This window comes from Streptomyces sp. S07_1.15, assembly GCF_020739505.1.
GTDB classification, from domain to species: Bacteria; Actinomycetota; Actinomycetes; order Streptomycetales; family Streptomycetaceae; genus Streptomyces; species Streptomyces xinghaiensis.
This window is the reverse complement of sequence record NZ_JAJBZK010000001.1, coordinates 2,507,140-2,524,144: the sequence shown is the minus strand read 5'-3', so window position 1 is coordinate 2,524,144 and position 17,005 is coordinate 2,507,140. Positions and strand designations below refer to the sequence as shown.

At 73.4% G+C, this 17,005-nt stretch carries 12 protein-coding genes; 8 read left to right on the top strand and 4 right to left on the bottom strand.

Annotated elements, in window-relative coordinates:
- Positions 1-15 precede the first annotated feature (15 nt).
- The 6 genes from LIX60_RS10645 (at position 16) to LIX60_RS10620 (ending at position 7,262) form a co-directional block, all read left to right on the top strand.
- Positions 16-1,659 carry a S8 family peptidase gene (locus LIX60_RS10645; RefSeq protein WP_227958216.1) on the top strand — a complete coding sequence of 548 codons (1,644 nt, stop codon included), beginning with the start codon at positions 16-18 and terminating at the stop codon, positions 1,657-1,659.
- Positions 1,660-2,000: 341 nt separating this feature from the next.
- Positions 2,001-2,753, top strand: a complete 753-nt coding sequence (locus LIX60_RS10640; RefSeq protein ID WP_227958215.1) for a GntR family transcriptional regulator — start codon at positions 2,001-2,003, stop codon at positions 2,751-2,753.
- Between the two features lie 295 nt (positions 2,754-3,048).
- Entirely contained in the window at positions 3,049-3,225 is a 177-nt protein-coding gene (locus tag LIX60_RS10635; RefSeq protein WP_227958214.1) for an SPOR domain-containing protein, read from the top strand.
- A 210-nt stretch (positions 3,226-3,435) separates the two neighbouring features.
- Positions 3,436-3,825 carry an NUDIX domain-containing protein gene (locus tag LIX60_RS10630; protein WP_227962706.1) on the top strand — a complete coding sequence of 130 codons (390 nt, stop codon included), beginning with the start codon at positions 3,436-3,438 and terminating at the stop codon, positions 3,823-3,825.
- Between the two features lie 178 nt (positions 3,826-4,003).
- Positions 4,004-4,480 (top strand): ATP-binding protein, encoded by a 477-nt coding sequence (locus tag LIX60_RS10625; RefSeq protein ID WP_374117838.1) that lies wholly within the window; start codon positions 4,004-4,006, stop codon positions 4,478-4,480.
- A 139-nt stretch (positions 4,481-4,619) separates the two neighbouring features.
- A complete protein-coding gene (locus LIX60_RS10620; protein WP_227958213.1) occupies positions 4,620-7,262 on the top strand; it encodes a SpoIIE family protein phosphatase in 2,643 nt (880 codons plus the stop codon).
- 48 nt (positions 7,263-7,310) lie between these two features.
- On the opposite strand, the gene LIX60_RS10615 is transcribed toward LIX60_RS10620, so the two are convergent.
- From LIX60_RS10615 to LIX60_RS10600, 4 genes are all read right to left on the bottom strand, one after another.
- On the bottom strand, positions 7,311-8,078 hold the full coding sequence (locus LIX60_RS10615; protein ID WP_227958212.1) for a succinate dehydrogenase/fumarate reductase iron-sulfur subunit: 768 nt from the start codon (positions 8,076-8,078) through the stop codon (positions 7,311-7,313).
- The gene (locus LIX60_RS10610) at positions 8,075-10,054 is read right to left on the bottom strand and encodes a fumarate reductase/succinate dehydrogenase flavoprotein subunit (RefSeq protein WP_227958211.1); all 1,980 of its coding nucleotides are present in this window, start codon (positions 10,052-10,054) and stop codon (positions 8,075-8,077) included. The genes LIX60_RS10615 and LIX60_RS10610 overlap by 4 nt, the downstream gene beginning before the upstream one ends.
- An 82-nt stretch (positions 10,055-10,136) precedes the next feature.
- Entirely contained in the window at positions 10,137-11,009 is an 873-nt protein-coding gene (locus LIX60_RS10605) for a hypothetical protein (protein WP_265584830.1), read from the bottom strand.
- 201 nt (positions 11,010-11,210) lie between these two features.
- On the bottom strand, positions 11,211-11,501 hold the full coding sequence (locus tag LIX60_RS10600; protein WP_227958210.1) for a hypothetical protein: 291 nt from the start codon (positions 11,499-11,501) through the stop codon (positions 11,211-11,213).
- A gap of 1,064 nt (positions 11,502-12,565) precedes the next feature.
- Here LIX60_RS10600 and LIX60_RS10595 point away from each other — a divergent pair.
- Both LIX60_RS10595 and typA read left to right on the top strand, forming a co-directional pair.
- The gene (locus tag LIX60_RS10595; protein ID WP_227958209.1) at positions 12,566-14,458 is read left to right on the top strand and encodes an ABC transporter family substrate-binding protein; all 1,893 of its coding nucleotides are present in this window, start codon (positions 12,566-12,568) and stop codon (positions 14,456-14,458) included.
- Positions 14,459-14,614: 156 nt separating this feature from the next.
- Complete coding sequence (gene typA, locus LIX60_RS10590; RefSeq protein WP_227962704.1) at positions 14,615-16,486, top strand: translational GTPase TypA; 1,872 nt, start codon at positions 14,615-14,617, stop codon at positions 16,484-16,486.
- Positions 16,487-17,005: the final 519 nt, after the last annotated feature.

Genomic DNA, 17,005 nt, shown 5'->3' with positions numbered 1-17,005 from the left:
GAGAAGGAACCCCCCATGGCAGTGATGCGCAACCCCCGGCAGCCCCGACAGCCCCGGCGCTTATGGCGTTCCCCGCGCCCCCGGCTCCGCGCCCTCCCGGTCCCCCCGTCCGTCCGGCCGGCCCTCGCCGCCGGCTCGGCCCTCCTCCTCGGCGCGGTCTGGGCCCTGCCCGCCGCGGCCGCACCGCCCCCGGAGGGCGAGATCCTCGGCGCCGGCGGCGCCGGAGCGGTCAAGGACAGCTACATCGTCGTGCTCGACGAGGACGCCCCCGCGGCGGACTCCCGGCAGGGCCGCGCGCTGGCGGAGCGGTACGGCGGCGAGATAGCCGAGACCTACGACGCCGCGCTCAACGGCTTCGCGCTCGGCCTGCCGGAGCGCCAGGCCCGGCGGCTGGCCGCCCATCCCGACGTCGCCTCGGTCCACCGCAACCGGACGGTCACCACGACGGCGACCCAGCCCGCCCCGCCCTCCTGGGGCCTGGACCGGCTCGACCAGCGCGAACTCCCCCTCGACTCCAGCTACACCTACCCCGACTCCGCCGGTGAGGGCGTCACCGCCTACGTCATCGACACCGGAGTCCGCATCAGCCACCAGGACTTCGGCGGCCGGGCCTCGTACGGCTACGACGCCGTCGACGGGGACACCTCCGCCGACGACGGCGTCGGCCACGGCACCCATGTCGCCGCCACCATCGCCGGCACCGAACACGGGGTGGCCAAGAAGGCCGAGATCGTCGCCGTCCGCGTGCTGGACGACAACGGCTCCGGCACCGAGGCGGGCGTCATCGCCGGTATCGACTGGGTGACGAAGAACGCCGTCAAGCCGGCCGTCGCCAACCTCAGCCTCGGCGGCAGCGCCAGCGACGCCCTGGACGCGGCGGTCCGGGGCTCCATCGCCTCCGGCGTGACGTATGTCGTGGCGGCCGGCAACTCCGGTGCGGACGCCTCCACTTCGTCCCCGGCGCGGGTGGCCGAGGCCGTGACGGTCGGCGCCGTCACCAAGGCCGGGGCGCGCTCCGGCTTCTCCAACTACGGCGAGAGCGTGGACCTCTTCGCCCCCGGCTCCTCCATCACCTCCGCCACGAACGCCGGTGACACGGCGACCGACACCGCGTCCGGCACCTCGATGGCCGCCCCGCACGTGGCGGGCGCCGCCGCGCTCCTGCTCGGCGACCGGCCCTCGGCCGCTCCGGCGGAGGTCTCCGGCACCCTGGTCTCGTCGGCGGTGCCCGGCACCGTGGGCAACCCGGGCGCCGGATCGCCGGACCGGCTGCTGCACATCGGCGGGCAGGCGGGCGGCGGCGGCCAGGGACCGGCCGTCGCCCGGTTCGAGAACACCGCCGATCTCCTCATCGCGGGCACGGCGGTCACCGAGTCCGCGATCGCCGTCTCCGGGGTCGGGGACAGCGCCCCGGCCGATCTGGGGGTCGACGTCGACATCCGGTTCGCGTGGAGCGAGAGTCTCCGGATCGAGCTGGTGGCCCCCGGCGGCTCCGTCCACGTGCTCAAGGAGACCGGCCCCGAGGGGATGGGGGAGAGCACCGCCCACTACACGGTCGACGCCTCCGGTGAGACGGCGGACGGTGTGTGGAAGCTCCGTGTCCACGACCCGGCCTCCGCGACCCCCGGCTTCCTCAACTCCTGGGCCCTGCAGTTCTGATCCCGGGCGGGGCCCCGCGGTCGCGGACCGTCCGGGCCCCGCCCCGCCCCGCCCCGCGCCGGGCCGCGGCCCGGCTCCCGGTTCTCCCTGCCGTCCCGTCCCGTTCGCACATCGCGGGGCGGGACGGGGCGTGCCCACCCGGCGCACGGGCCCACCCCGAGCCCCCGGTGGACGCAGCACACCCGGCGCACGCGGCGCACGCACGCCGCTTCCCCGGCCCGGCCCGTTCATGCCTGCTCCCACCCAGCATCAGCCCTTCGGGCGAATCTTTGGCCTTTGCTTGCGATGGCAACTCTCGGTTGCCAAGCTGTCGCAGAATGTCAACCCGTTGGGAGGGGCACGTGTCCTTCGGTGAGCAGCCCGCGTATCTCAGGGTCGCCGGCGACCTGCGGCGGAAAATCGTCGACGGCGCCCTGGCGCCGCACACCAGACTCCCCTCCCAGGCCCGCATCCGCGCGGAGTACGGCGTCTCCGACACCGTGGCGCTGGAGGCCCGCAAGGTGCTGATGGCCGAGGGGCTGGTGGAGGGCCGCTCGGGCTCGGGCACCTACGTACGGGAGCGCGTGGAGCCGCGCCGCGTCACGCGGACCGGGTACCGCTCGGCGGAGGACCGCACCCCCTTCCGGCAGGAACAGGCCGACGAGCGGATGCGGGGCACGTGGGAGTCGCGCAGCGAGCAGGAGGCCGCGTCCCCCGAGGTCGCCCGGCGGCTCGGTGCCGAGCCGGGCGACCGGGTCATGTGCACGCGCTATCTCTACCGCACCGAGGGGGAGCCGATGATGATCGTCAACTCCTGGGAGCCGCTGGCGGTCACCGGCCGCACGCCCGTGATGCTGCCCGAGGAGGGGCCGCTGGCCGGGCGCGGCGTGGTGGACCGGATGGCGGCGATCGACGTGGTCGTGGACAACGTCCAGGAGGAGGTCGGGGCCCGCCCGGGGCTCGCGGAGGAGACGGTGGTGCTGGGCGGGGTGCCCGGCCGGGTGGTCATCGTCGTCTCCCGGACATTCTTCGCCTCGGGCCGGGCGGTGGAGACGGCCGACGTGGTGATCCCGGCGGACCGCTACCGCCTCTCGTACCACCTCCCCGTCAGATGAGCACCGGGAGCCGCCCCGCCGCCCGTTTCCGCGCCCCGGGGCGTCCCGGCCCGTCCCCCGCCAGGGGTTTCCGTACCCGCCGTGGAGCCCGGAACCGCGCTCCGGAGCCCGCCGGGCGATGACGTCGGCACGCATTCGCCTGCTCGAACGGGTGGCCGGATGCGTGCCTCTTCGTGCAAACTCGTATCCGCTCCGTAAGGGCCCGGCGTAGGCTCGGGCATATGCAGACTGCTGTTTCCTCACAGAACGGAACCCTGTGCGCGGGCTCGCGCGCCCCGGCGCGGGAGGGGCGGCGATGAGTGACGGCGGCGCGGTCCTCCCCTGGCTCGTCATACGCGAGGACGGCAACGGCAACCGCTACCGCGTCGGCAGTTACGCGACCCGCGTGGAGGCGGAGAAGGCCGCGGCCCGGCTCCACCGGTCCGGGGGTGAACAGCTGTACGTGGTCGAGCGCGTGGCCCGCGGCTCGTAGAGTCCGTCCCATGACGGAGGACCTCGTATGACCCGGGACCGGGAAGCGCGGGAGACACGGGCGGCGGACCGGCGGGCAGCGGGACCGGAAGCCCCGCACACCCGGGAGGCCGCCCCGCGGGCCCCGGAAGCCCGGGAAGCGCCGCACACCCCCGAGGCCCGGCACGCCCCGGAAGCGGCGGGGGCGCGCGTTGTCGTCGGCGGCGCCGTCCTGCGCGACGGCAGGTTGCTCGCGGCCCGGCGCAGCGCGCCGCCCGCGCTGGCCGGCCGGTGGGAGCTGCCCGGCGGCAAGGTGGAGCCGGGCGAGACGGCCCCCGAGGCCCTGGTGCGCGAACTCCGCGAGGAACTGGGCGTGGAGGTGGTCCCGGTGGCCCGGATCCCCGGTGTCTGGCCCCTCTCGCCGCCCCACGTCCTCCAGGTCTGGACGGCGCGGCTGGTCGCCGGTGAGCCCGAGCCGCTGCAGGACCACGACGCCCTGCGCTGGCTGACGCCCGAGCGGGCCGGCGAGGTGGACTGGCTGGACCAGGACCGCCCCGCCGTCGCCGAGGTCGTACGGCGGCTGGCGGCGGAGGCCGGCGGAGCGTGCGCCGGAGCGGGGTGACGCGGGGGCGGGGCATGGGGGCGGGCGCGCTGCGCCGTTCGTGCCACAGGTGCTGCGGTTATGCGATATTCACACCGCGATATCGGGTAAGCGATGCTTCGACCGGTTAAGTCCGGCCGCTGTGTGCCAGCAACCCCGCTCGGGCCGTGACGCCCGGCCTCCCGTCACCGGTTGGGAAGTGGTCGGTGTGAGTGACACCACAGGGTCCCCCGAGCCGGCGGTCCCGCTGTCCTTCCGGCCCGCCGAGGCGGTGGCTCCCGGCCTCCCTCCGCTGGACGGGCAGGTGGCCGAATGGAGCTTCCCCGCCGGCCCGGGCGCGCTGCGCGACGCCCGTGCGCTGACCCGGGCCACGCTGCGGGAGTGGCGGCTGAACGCTGTGAGCGATATCACCGTACTGCTGGTCAGTGAGTTGGTGACCAACTCGCTCCGCTACGCGAGCGGCCCGATCGGAGTCCGTATGGAACGCACCCCGAACCGTACTCTTGTGGTCGAAGTGTCCGACCCGCTGCCCGATCCGCCTCTGACGCGCGTCGCCGCCCCGGAGGACGAGGGGGGCCGCGGGCTGCAACTCGTGGCCGGTGTCTCCCACCGCTGGGGTGCCCGCCGGGGCAGTTCGGGGAAGACGGTGTGGTTCGAGCTGGTCCTCTCCGGTTAGGAGAGAGAAAGGACCTGATCACGTCCGATTCAACAGTTGAAACCGTGCTGTGATCGTGAAGGCCGTGTTCCGGATGGTGTTGGTGCTGGATACTCGGCCCATGCCGGTCCGGGCAAGGTGAGCTGGAGGGGACGGGCGCGTGAGCGAAATACCAGCGGGGCCGGGATCGGCCGGCGAGGGAACCGGTGTGCCCGTGTGGCAGGGGCACCCGCCCGGCTCGATCTACGACTACATCGGAGTGGCCTCCTTCTCGCTGGGGCCGGACGGCCGGATCGCCCAGTGGAGCGACCGGGCCGCGGAACAGCTCGGCATCCCCGCCCGCGACGCCCTCGGCAAGGACCCGGTCGAAGCCTTCCTCCGGCCCGATCTGCGGGACCGGGGGCGCCGCACGATGGCGGACATCATGGACGGCCGCGAGTGGGTCGGCCTGGTCCCCTTCCGGGCCGCCGACGGCTCCGGGGGGCACGGCCTCGCCGAGGTCTATGTGATGCCGGCCGACACCGAGAAGGGCGAACGCGGCGCCGTCTGCATCGTCGTGGACGTCCGGGCCCTCCGCGGCATCGAGACCGACCTTGCCGTTTCGGAGGCGGTTTTCGGCCAATCTCCGATGGGTTTCATGCTCTTCGGCACGGACCTCCGGATCATGCGGGTGAACGAGCGCTTCGCCACCGTCTTCGGCGGCACCCCCGAGTCCCACCGCGGCTGCGTCCCCGCCGACTATCTGCCGCCCGGCGAGGCCGACCGGCTGGAGAACGCGGTCCGCAAGGTGCTGGAGACCGGCAGCCCCGTCACCGACCTCCAACTCCTCGGCTCCGTACGGGGCGACGAGGAGCAGCACCGCTGGACCGTCAACCTCTACCGGCTGCACAACGCGGGCGGCCGCCCCATCGGCGTGGCCGGCCTCGGCACCGACGTCACCCGGCGGCGGAACGCCGAACGCGAGGCCGCCAGCGCCCGGCGCAACCTCGCCCTGCTCAACGCCGCCGGCGCCCGGATCGGCAACTCCCTCGACCTGGAGACCACGGCCCGGGAACTGCTCGCGGTGGCCGTGCCGCAGTTCTGCGACATCGCCTCCGTCGACCTCTTCCAGGGGCTCCTCAGCCGGGACGAGGCCCCGTTCTCCCCGCAGGTCGGCCGCGAGCCGGTGCCCGGGCTGGCCGACGGCAGCGCCGAGATGCGCCGGGTCGCCTTCGCCAGCGCCGTCTCCGGCGCCCCGCTGCCGATGTCCGAGCCCGACGACGGAGGGGGACGGCGGAGCGCGAGCGCCCCGGTGAAGGTGGGTGCCGTGCACCGGTACCCCTTCGACTCCTCGCTCGCCGACGCCCTGCGCACCGGCCGTCCCCACGTCGTCCCCGGCTGGGGCAGCGACGACCGGCCCGACCTGGCCGCGATCGTGCAGTCCACCCTGGCCGTGCCGATGATCGCCCACGACACGGTGGTCGGCCTCGTCCGCTTCTCCCGCGTGAAGGGCAGCGAGCCGTTCGGCGAGCGCGATCTGGGCCTGGCCGCCGAGCTGGCCTCCCGCGCCGCCGTCTGCATCGACAACGCCCGCCTCTACCGCCGCGAGCACGAGCGGGCGCTGATCCTCCAGCGCAGCCTGCTGCCGCCCGGCGACCCGGAGGCGGCGGGCCTCGACATCGCCTGCCGCTATCTGCCCGGCACCACCGCCACCGAGGTCGGCGGCGACTGGTTCGACGTCATCGAACTGCCCGGCCACCGCACGGCGCTGGTCGTCGGCGACGTCATGGGCCGCGGCCTGCGCGCCGCCGTCGCCATGGGCGAACTGCGCACCGCCGTCCGCACCCTGGCCATGCTCGACCTGGAGCCCGCCGAGGTGCTCTCCCACCTGGACGAGATCGCCCGCGGTCTGGCCGCGCCCGCCGGCACCCACGTCGCCCACGGCACGCAGAGCGGCTCGCGCTCCGCGGCCCGGAGCGGCCGCGAGGCAGACGACCTCTCCGAGGTCTACCTCGCCACCTGCGTCTACGCGGTCTACGACCCCGTCACCCGGCGCTGCACCTTCGCCAACGCCGGTCATCTGCCGCCCGTCCTGGTGGAGCCCGGCGAATCGGCGCTGATGATGGAGGTCCCCACCGGGATGCCGCTCGGCGTCGGCGGGGAGCCCTTCGAGGAGGTCGAGGTCGAACTCCCCGACGGGGCGCTGCTGGCCCTCTACACCGACGGTCTCGTCGAGTCCCGCGAACACCCGCTGGAGGAAGGGCTGCAGGCGTTCCGCGCCGCCCTGGACAACCAGGGCCGGCCGCTGGAGGACGTGGCCGACCACGTGCTCAACACGCTGCACACCCAGCACGGCGAGGACGACACCGCCCTGCTCATGGCGCGGGTCCAGGGCCTGCCGGCGGAGTCCGTCGGCGACTGGACGCTGCTGCGCGAGCCGCAGTCGGTCTCCCGCGCCCGGGAACTGGCCCGCGACCAGGTGGTGGCCTGGGAACTGGAGCAACTCGTCGACACCACCGAGCTGCTCGTCAGCGAGCTGGTGACCAATGCCCTGCGGTACGGCGAGGGGGAGATCCGGCTGCGCCTGCTGCTGGACCGCACCCTGGTCTGCGAGGTGTGGGACAGCGGCCTGGTCCAGCCCCGGCGCCGGCGCGCCCGCGACACCGACGAGGGCGGGCGGGGCCTGCAGCTCGTCGGACTGCTCAGCAGCGGCTGGGGCAGCCGGCGCACCCCGCGCGGCAAGACCGTCTGGTTCGAACTCGCCCTGCCGGACGGGGAGTCGCCGGGCACCGACCCGGTCGAGGCGCTGCTCAGCCTCTACTGACGCCGGGCCGCCGGCTTCCGCTCCCGGCCGGCGGCCCCGCCGCGGGGATCAGGCCCCGCGGCGGCGGATCTTCGAGCCCAGCCAGACCAGCGGGTCGTACTTGCGGTCGGCCACCCGCTCCTTCATCGGGATCAGCGCGTTGTCGGTGATCTTGATGTTCTCCGGGCAGACCTCCGTGCAGCACTTGGTGATGTTGCAGTAGCCGAGGCCGTGCTCCTCCTGTGCCGTGGACTTGCGGTCGATACCGGTCTCCGCGGCGGCGTCCAGCGGATGCATGTCCAGCTCGGCGACGCGCATCAGGAAGCGCGGCCCGGAGAAGGCCGTCTTGTTCTCCTCGTGGTCGCGCACCACATGGCAGACGTCCTGGCAGAGGAAGCACTCGATGCACTTGCGGAACTCCTGCGAGCGGTTCACGTCCTCCTGCCGCATCCGGTACTCGCCGGGCGCCACCCCGGGCGGCGGTACGAACGCGGGCACCTCGCGGGCCTTGGCGTAGTTGAACGACACATCGGTGACCAGGTCCCGCAGCACCGGGAAGGTGCGCAGCGGGGTGATGGTGACGGGCGCGGTGAGGTCGAGGACCGACATCCGGGTCATGCAGAGCAGCCGCGGCCGGCCGTTGATCTCGGCGCTGCACGAACCGCACTTGCCCGCCTTGCAGTTCCAGCGGACCGCGAGGTCCGGCGCCTGGGTGGCCTGGAGGCGGTGGATGGCGTCGAGGACGACCTCGCCCTCGTTGACCTCGACGTCGAAGTCCGCCAGGCCGCCGCCCTCGGCGTCGCCCCGCCAGACCCGGAAGTGAACGGTGTGGGTCACAGGGAAAGCTCCTCATCGGCCAGGTACTTGCCCAGTTCGTCCTTCTCGAAGAGGGCGAGCAGATCGCTGCGGACGGGCGGGGCGGTGAAACGGGTGAGCGCGATCCGGCCGCGGGAGGCGGGGGCGGCGGGTGCCGTCCCGTCCTCCTCCGCGGCCAGGGAGCAGAGCAGGTTGATCCGCCGCCAGGCGCGGTCCATGCCCGGGTGGTCCTCGCGGGTGTGGCCGCCGCGGCTCTCCTCCCGCTCCAGCGCGGCCCGGGCCACGCACTCGCTGACCAGCAGCATGTTCCGCAGATCCAGGGCGAGATGCCAGCCGGGGTTGAACTGCCGGTGCCCCTCCACGCCCGCGCGGCGGGCGCGGTCCCGCAGCCCGCCGAGGCGCTCCAGGGCCTCGGCCATCTCGCCGCCGCGGCGGATGATGCCGACGAGATCGTTCATGGTCTGCTGCAGCTCCTGGTGGAGCGTGTACGGGTTCTCGGCGCCGGCACCGGAGCCGGCACCACCGCCGGCCGCGTCCGCCGCGCCGCCGTCCTCCGCCGCGCCGAACGGGCGCAGGGCCTCGGCGACGGCCGCCCGCACGGCATCCTCGCGCACGGCCGGCGGTTCACCGGCCGCCGCGAGGGCGTGCTCCGCCGCGTGCAGCCCGGCGCGGCGGCCGAACACCAGCAGATCGGAGAGGGAGTTGCCGCCCAGCCGGTTGGAGCCGTGCATACCGCCGGCGACCTCGCCCGCCGCGTACAGCCCGGTCACCCCGCGGGCCTGCGCGGTGTCCGGCTCCACCCAGACGCCGCCCATCACGTAGTGGCAGGTGGGGCCGACCTCCATCGGCTCGGCCGTGATGTCGACGTCCGCCAGCTCCTTGAACTGGTGGTACATCGACGGCAGCCGGCGGCGGATCGTCTCGGCGGGGATACGGGTGGAGACGTCCAGGAAGACCCCGCCGTGCGGGGAGCCGCGGCCGGCCTTGACCTCGGCGTTGATGGCACGGGCCACCTCGTCGCGGGGCAGCAGCTCGGGCGGGCGGCGGTTGTGGTCCGGGTCCTCGTACCAGCGGTCGCCCTCCGCCTCCGACTGCGCGTACTTCTCCTTGAAGACGTCGGGGACGTAGTCGAACATGAAGCGCCGGCCGTCGCTGTTGCGCAGCACGCCGCCGTCGCCGCGGACGGACTCGGTGACGAGGATGCCCTTCACGGACGGCGGCCAGACCATGCCGGTGGGATGGAACTGGACGAACTCCATGTTGGTCAGCCGGGCCCCCGCGAGGAGGGCGAGCGCGTGCCCGTCGCCGGTGTACTCCCAGGAGTTGGAGGTCACCTTGAACGACTTGCCGATGCCGCCGGTCGCCAGCACCACGGCGGGCGCCCGGAGGACGAGGAACCGGCCGGACTCGCGCTCGTAGCCGAACACCCCGGAGACCTTGCCGCCGTCCCCCTCGCCGTCCTTGAGGACGCGGGTGACGGTGCACTCCTGGAAGACCTTCAGCCGGGCCTCGTAGTCGCCGTGCTCCCGGAAGTCCTCCTGCTGCAGCGCGACGATCTTCTGCTGGAGGGTGCGGATCAGCTCCAGGCCCGTGCGGTCGCCGACGTGCGCGAGGCGCGGATACTCGTGGCCGCCGAAGTTGCGCTGCGAGATGCGGCCGTCGGCGGTGCGGTCGAAGAGGGCGCCCCAGGTCTCCAGCTCCCACACCCGGTCCGGCGCCTCGCGGGCGTGCAGCTCGGCCATCCGCCAGTCGTTGAGGAACTTGCCGCCCCGCATGGTGTCGCGGAAGTGGACCTGCCAGTTGTCGCCCTCGTTGACGTTGCCCATGCTGGCCGCGATGCCGCCCTCGGCCATCACCGTGTGGGCCTTGCCGAACAGGGACTTGCAGATGACCGCGGTGCGCGCGCCCCGTTCGCGGGCCTCGATGGCGGCGCGCAGCCCGGCGCCGCCGGCGCCGACCACGACCACGTCCCAGGCCTGCTCTTCCGGTTGGGTCATCGTTGTCCTATCCCTCTGCGAACGCTCGTCACTCTTGTCACTCCCGGAATGTCTGGCACCCCCTGGACGCCCGGCTCTCCGCTCAGAACAGCCTCGGGTCGTCGAACACGCCGGTGGCCAGCAGATAGACGTAGAGATCGGCGAGGGCGACGCTGATCAGCGAGGCCCAGGCCAGTTCCATGTGGCGGGCGTTGAGCCGGCTCACCCATCCCCAGAGGCGGTAGCGCACCGGGTGGCGCGAGAAGTGCTTGAGCCGGCCGCCGATGATGTGCCGGCAGGAGTGGCAGGAGACGGTGTAGAGCCAGATCAGGGCGATGTTGACCAGCATGATCACGGTGCCGAGGCCCATGTGGCCCCAGGCGTAGTCCTCGTCGCGGAACGCGAGCACCGTGTCGTAGGTCAGGATCAGGGCCACCGGCAGCGCCGCGTAGAAGAAGTAGCGGTGGATGTTCTGCAGGATCAGCGGGAAGCGGGTCTCGCCGCGGTAGGCGGTGTGCGGCTCGGCGACCGCGCAGGCCGGGGGCGAGGCCCAGAAGCCCCGGTAGTAGGCCTTGCGGTAGTAGTAGCAGGTCAGCCGGAAGCCGAGCGGGAAGACCAGGATGATCAGCGCCGGGGAGAGACCCCACCAGTCCCCGAAGAGCGGCCAGTTGGGGCCCGCCTTCATCGGCTCGCAGTTCTCCGCGAGGCAGGGCGAGTAGAACGGCGAGACATACGGGGCGGCGTAGTAGTCGGCGTTGGCGAAGGCCCGCCAGGTGGAGTAGACGACGAAGGCGAGCAGCCCGGCCGCGGTGGCGGCGGGCGACAGCCACCACCGGTCGGTACGGAGATGGGCGGCGCCGATGGCGGCGCGTGCCGGGGAGTTCACGCCCCGGCGCACGCCGCCGGGGGCTGTACCGCCGGGGCCGGTGCCGCCGCCGGGCTCGCCGGCGGTCGTGGAGTCGGTGCCAGTGGCCAAGAGGGGCTCCGGTTCAGGACGGATGGGGCGGCGGGCCCGCGTGCTCCGCGGGGCCCGCGGGTTTGTTGGGTTCCTCGGGTTCTCCGGGCGGTCCGGTGATTCCGGGCGGCCGGGGTGTACGCGGCGGCGGACCGGGAGATCCGGGGACACCGCGACGGTGCCGGGAGCCGGGGCCGCCGGCCCGGGCGGCCGGGCCCCGCGTCAGGGCCCCTGCCCGTGGCGGGCCCCGAGCCCTTCGTCCTCGGCGTCGGCCCACAGCGCCGTGTTGTACGGAGCGTCCGGGATCACGATCACGTCCTGCCGGGGCTCCGCCGGCAGTGCGTCCGGCGCGGCGTCTCTGAGCAGCGCGAGGCTCTCGCGCAGGTGCTCGGTGTCCGAGCGCACCCGGCGGATGTCGGGACCTCCGCCGACCTGGCGTTCCAGGCGGCCGACGGTGCGGCCCAGCTCGTCGAGACAGCGCTGCGCGGCTCGCAGATCGTCGTGCAGGGACATAACTCGCCCTCACCTCCGCGGTGTTGCGGTGTGCGACACCCGGAGAGTGTCGCGCGTCACACGCGCGCTTGTGAAGACGGCGGCAGCGAATAGCACTCCGTTCACCCGTGACGCATGCCGTCCCCGAACCCCCGTCCGCCCGCCCGGCGCGTGTACGGAACGGAGTCCGCGCCGCCCTGCTCGCGCGACGCCGGGGCGGGACGGAGCGACGGCGGAAGCTGCCCCACCGGCCCGGGAAGCCCGGGCCGTGAGCGCAGAGGCACACCGCTGCGGAGCAACGGACGACCGGGGGACGGGCAGGACCAGAAGCGTCTCGCCACGGAGCAATGGGCGGCCGTGGGAGGGCAGCACCCGCGCGCAGCGCGGGCCAACGGCGCCGCACCCCGCTCACAGGCGACTGGGGGACGGGCAGGACCGGGAGCGTCTCGCCACGGAGTAACGGGTGGCCGTGGGAGGGCAGCACCCGCGCGCAGCGCGGGCCAACGGCGCCGCACCCCGCTCACAGGCGACCGGGGGACGGGCAGGACCGGGAGCGTCTCGCCACGGAGTAACGGGTGGCCGTGGGAGGGCAGCACCCGCGCGCAGCGCGGGCGAACGGCGCCGCACCCCGCTCACAGGCGACCGGGGGACGGGCAGGACCAGAAGCGTCTCGCCACGGAGTAACGGGTGGCCGTGGGAGGGCAGCACCCGCGCGCAGCGCGGGCCAACGGCGCCGCACCCGGACAAGAACCGGAACCCCGCCGGAGGCGAACCCGCGCCGGCAGGCGAAGCACCACTCGCACGGGTGACATCCCCGGCCCCCCGGCCGTATCCACCGTGCCCGGGCCCCGGGCCTCCCCTTCAGTGATGGGGAGACACGCGCGCGAGCCCGGAGGTACACCATGTCCAGCACCGGCGCAGCCGACCCGAGCCCCAGCGCAGCCGACCGGAGCCCTGGCGCAGCCGACCCGAGCCCCGGCGCAGCCGACCCGAGCCCCGGCGCAGCCTGCCGCCGGTCCCCGGCACCGCCGGACCGGTCCCCGGCACGGCCCGACCGGTCCGCGGCACCGCCCGCCCGGGCGCGGGTGCGCGCACCCGCGCCCACCGCGCTGCTGCTCACCGCCGCCCTCCTGGCCGGGCTGACCGGCCTGACGGCCTGCGGGGGCGGCGACGACGGGTCCGCCGCCCCCACCGCCCCGCCGGACATCGCCGCCACCCCCCGCGACCAGGTCCGCGAGGGCGGCACCGTCCGGTGGGCCGTCGACTCGGCGCCCGCCACGCTCAACGCCTTCCAGGCCGACTCCGACGCCACCACCGACCGCATCGCCGCGGCCGTCCTCCCCGCGCTCTTCACCCTCGACCGCGCGGGCCGCCCGCAGCGCAACCCGGACTATCTCCGCTCGGCGGAGGTCGTCCGGCACGAGCCCGCGCAGGTGGTCGTCTACCGGCTGAACCCGGATGCGGTCTGGAGCGACGGCCGCCCGCTGGGCGTGGCGGACTTCCGGGCGCAGTGGCAGGCCCTCAACGGCCGCGACCGCGCCTTCTGGACGGCGCGCAACGCCGGCTACGACCGCGTCGCCCGGGTCGAGCCGGGCCGGGACGCCCACGAGATCCGGGTGACCTTCGGCACCCCGTACGCCGACTGGCGCTCCCTCTTCACCCCGCTGTACCCCCGGTCGGCGATGGGCGGGGCCGACGCCTTCAACGACGTCACGCGCCGGACCCTCAAGGCCACCGCGGGCCCGTTCACCCTCCGCGCCCGCGACGCCCGGAAGCGCACCGTCACGCTGGTCCGCGATCCCCGGTGGTGGGGCGACCGGGCCAGGCTCGACCGGCTCGTGCTGACCGCGGTGCCCCGCGAGCGCCGGGTGGCGGCGCTGGCCGGCGGGAAGCTCGACATCGCCGGGATCGGCCGGCCGGAGGTGGAGGACATCCGCACCTCCGTGGAGCGCCGCGACGCGAGCGCGGCCGCGCTGCGCCGGATCGACGTCCGCCGTTCCCTGGCCCCCGCCTATACGCAGCTCGCGCTGAACGGCGCCGAGGGCCCGCTGGCCGACGCGCGCGTGCGCCGCGCCGTGGCCCGCGCCATCGACCGCTCCGCGCTCGCCGAGTCGGTGCTGAAACCGCTGGAACTCCCGGCCGCTCCGCCCGGCAGCCATTTGCGCCTGGCAGGCCAGCCGGGGTACGAGGACAACAGCTCGGCCCTCGGCGGGCGGGACCCCGCGGCGGCGCAGGCGATGCTCGCGGACGCCGGCTGGCGGACGATCACGGCGGAGGCCGGGAACAAGGACGCCGGGAACAAGGACGAGGGAAAGCGGGACAACGGCCCCGGCGGCGACGGTACCGACGAGGAGACCGGGGAGAGAGCGGCGGAGAAGGGCGGGACGGCGGGGGAGCGGCCGGCTGAGAAGGCCGGGGAGCGGGCCCTGCCGGGCAACGCCCATGTGCTCCACAAGGGCGGCGTCCCGCTCACGCTGGAGTTCGTCCTGCCGAAGGAGCGGGGCACCGGGCAACTCCGCGCCGTCGCGGAACGGATCACGCAGATGCTCACCGCGGTCGGGATCCGCGCGGAGATCGAGGAGGTGGCGGGGGAGAAGTTCTTCCGGGAGCACGTCGCCTCCGGGGACTTCGACCTCGCCCTCTACTCCTGGCCGGCGACGGCCTTCCCGGCGACCGACGCCCGCCCGGTGTTCGCCAAGCCGCGGCCGGCGCCGGACGGCTCGCTGACCGTCGAGCAGAACTACACCGGGGTCGGCACCGACCGCATCGACCAGCTCTTCGAGCAGGCGGCCGCGGAGCTGGACGAGTCGGTCGCCCGGGAGCTGATGAGCCGGGCCGACGCCCGGATCTGGGCCGCGGCCGGCGCCATCCCGCTCTACCAGCGGCCCGAGCTGGTGGCCGTACGGCCCGGGGTGGTCAACGCCGGGGCCTTCGGCTTCGCGACCCCGCGGTACCAGGACGTGGGTTTCCGCCGCTGAGCCGTTCCTCCGCCCCGGGCCCCGCCGGGCGGCCGATGAACTCCGGGTGCGCGGAGGCCCGTACGATGGAGTAAGGCCGAGGCATGTTCCAGCCCGGCGGGCGCGCGTGCCGGACCGTACGCGCCGCCATCCACGATTCCGGGAGTGCCCCGCAGTATGCCCACGCGCCACGACATCCGTAACGTAGCCATCGTCGCCCACGTCGACCACGGCAAGACGACCCTCGTCGACGCCATGCTCAAGCAGGCCGGCGCCTTCGCCGCGCACGCCGCCGAGAACCTCGACGAGCGCATGATGGACTCGAACGACCTCGAGCGCGAGAAGGGCATCACCATTCTCGCCAAGAACACCGCGGTCAAGTACCACCCGTCCACCGGTGGCGGGCCCGTCACCATCAACATCATCGACACCCCCGGCCACGCCGACTTCGGCGGTGAGGTGGAGCGCGGTCTGTCGATGGTCGACGCCGTGGTGCTGCTGGTGGACGCCTCCGAGGGCCCGCTGCCGCAGACCCGCTTCGTGCTGCGCAAGGCGCTGCAGGCCAAGCTGCCGGTGATCCTCTGCATCAACAAGACGGACCGCCCGGACGCCCGGATCGCCGAGGTCGTCGACGAGACGTACGACCTCTTCCTCGACCTGGACGCGACCGAGGAGCAGATCGAGTTCCCGATCGTCTACGCCTGCGCCCGGGACGGCATCGCCTCGCTGACCAAGCCGGAGGACGGCACCGTCCCGGCCGACAGCCAGAATCTGGAGCCGTTCTTCACCACGCTCCTCGGCACCGTCCCGGCTCCGGAGTACGACGACAAGGCGCCGCTCCAGGCCCATGTGACCAACCTGGACGCGGACAACTTCCTCGGCCGGATCGCGCTGCTCCGCGTCGAGCAGGGCGAGTTGAAGAAGGGCCAGACCGTCGCGTGGATCAAGCGCGACGGCTCCGTGTCGAACGTCCGCATCACCGAGCTGATGATGACGGAGGCGCTGACCCGCAAGCCGGCCGAGAAGGCGGGCCCGGGCGACATCTGCGCGGTCGCGGGTATCCCGGACATCATGATCGGCGAGACGCTGGCCGACCCGGAGAACCCGATCGCCCTGCCGCTGATCACGGTGGACGAGCCGGCCATCTCGATGACGATCGGCACCAACACCTCCCCGCTGGTCGGCAAGGGCGGCAAGGGGCACAAGGTCACCGCCCGGCTGGTCAAGGACCGGCTGGAGCGCGAGCTGATCGGTAACGTCAGCCTCCGGGTGCTGCCCACCGAGCGCCCGGACGCCTGGGAGGTGCAGGGCCGCGGCGAGCTGGCGCTGGCCATCCTCGTCGAGACGATGCGCCGGGAGGGCTTCGAGCTCACCGTCGGCAAGCCCGAGGTGGTCACCAAGGAGATCGACGGCAAGCTCCACGAGCCGATCGAGCGGATGACCATCGACTCCCCCGAGGAGCACCTCGGCGCCATCACCCAGCTCATGGCCGCGCGCAAGGGCCGCATGGAGACGATGACCAACCACGGGTCCGGCTGGATCCGGATGGAGTGGATCGTCCCCAGCCGCGGCCTGATCGGCTTCCGGACGGAGTTCCTGACCCAGACCCGCGGTACGGGCATCGCGCACTCGATCTTCGAGGGCCACGAGCCGTGGTTCGGCGATCTGCGCACCCGGAACAACGGCTCCCTGGTCGCCGACCGGTCCGGTGTCGTCACCGCCTTCGCGATGACGAACCTCCAGGAGCGCGGGGTGCTCTTCGTCTCACCGGGCACCGAGGTCTACGAGGGCATGATCGTCGGCGAGAACTCCCGCGCGGACGACATGGACGTCAACATCACCAAGGAGAAGAAGCTCACCAACATGCGCTCCTCCACGGCCGATGTGACGGAGTCCCTGGTCCCGCCGCGGCTGCTCTCGCTGGAGCAGTCCCTGGAGTTCTGCCGCGACGACGAGTGCATCGAGGTGACCCCGGAGACGGTGCGCATCCGCAAGGTCGTCCTGGACCAGAAGGAGCGCGCCCGCGCGGTCTCCCGCGCCAAGCGCTGAGGTCTCCGCGGCCGTTCCGCCGCGGTCCTTCCGGCCCTTCCGGGGGCGTCCTCCGGGGCGCCCCCGGCGGCGTTTCCCGGGGGCTCGGCCGGATGTCGTGTTCCCGCCGGTTTCCGGTGCGCTACGCGTGGGTAACTGTCGCCCGGCGGACCCGCCGGAAAGGCCCCCGGAGCAGGGCTTTCACCGGGCCTTGATGATCTTCGTTGTCAATCTGATTTCGGTCGGACGACGTTCGACTATCGGTCCCTGTCATCCGGAACGTGAGTTAACAGTCCGTTTCGTGCCTGTCTGTATGGGCTTAGTTTGCCCGGATTTCGGCCATCCGGCCTGGTTGATGTGACCAAACCGAGATCCCTGACGTGTGGTTTCAAGGGTCCCGGGTGACCGATAGTGGGGTCCATCGAGCTCGGGTCAATGGGTCACGCGCTGTGGGGAGCGCGCCGACTCACGAGCACAGGTGCCGGCTGCGGCTGTCAGGGGTGTCAGCCCGCGACCGGCGCCCTTCCATGTACTGACGAT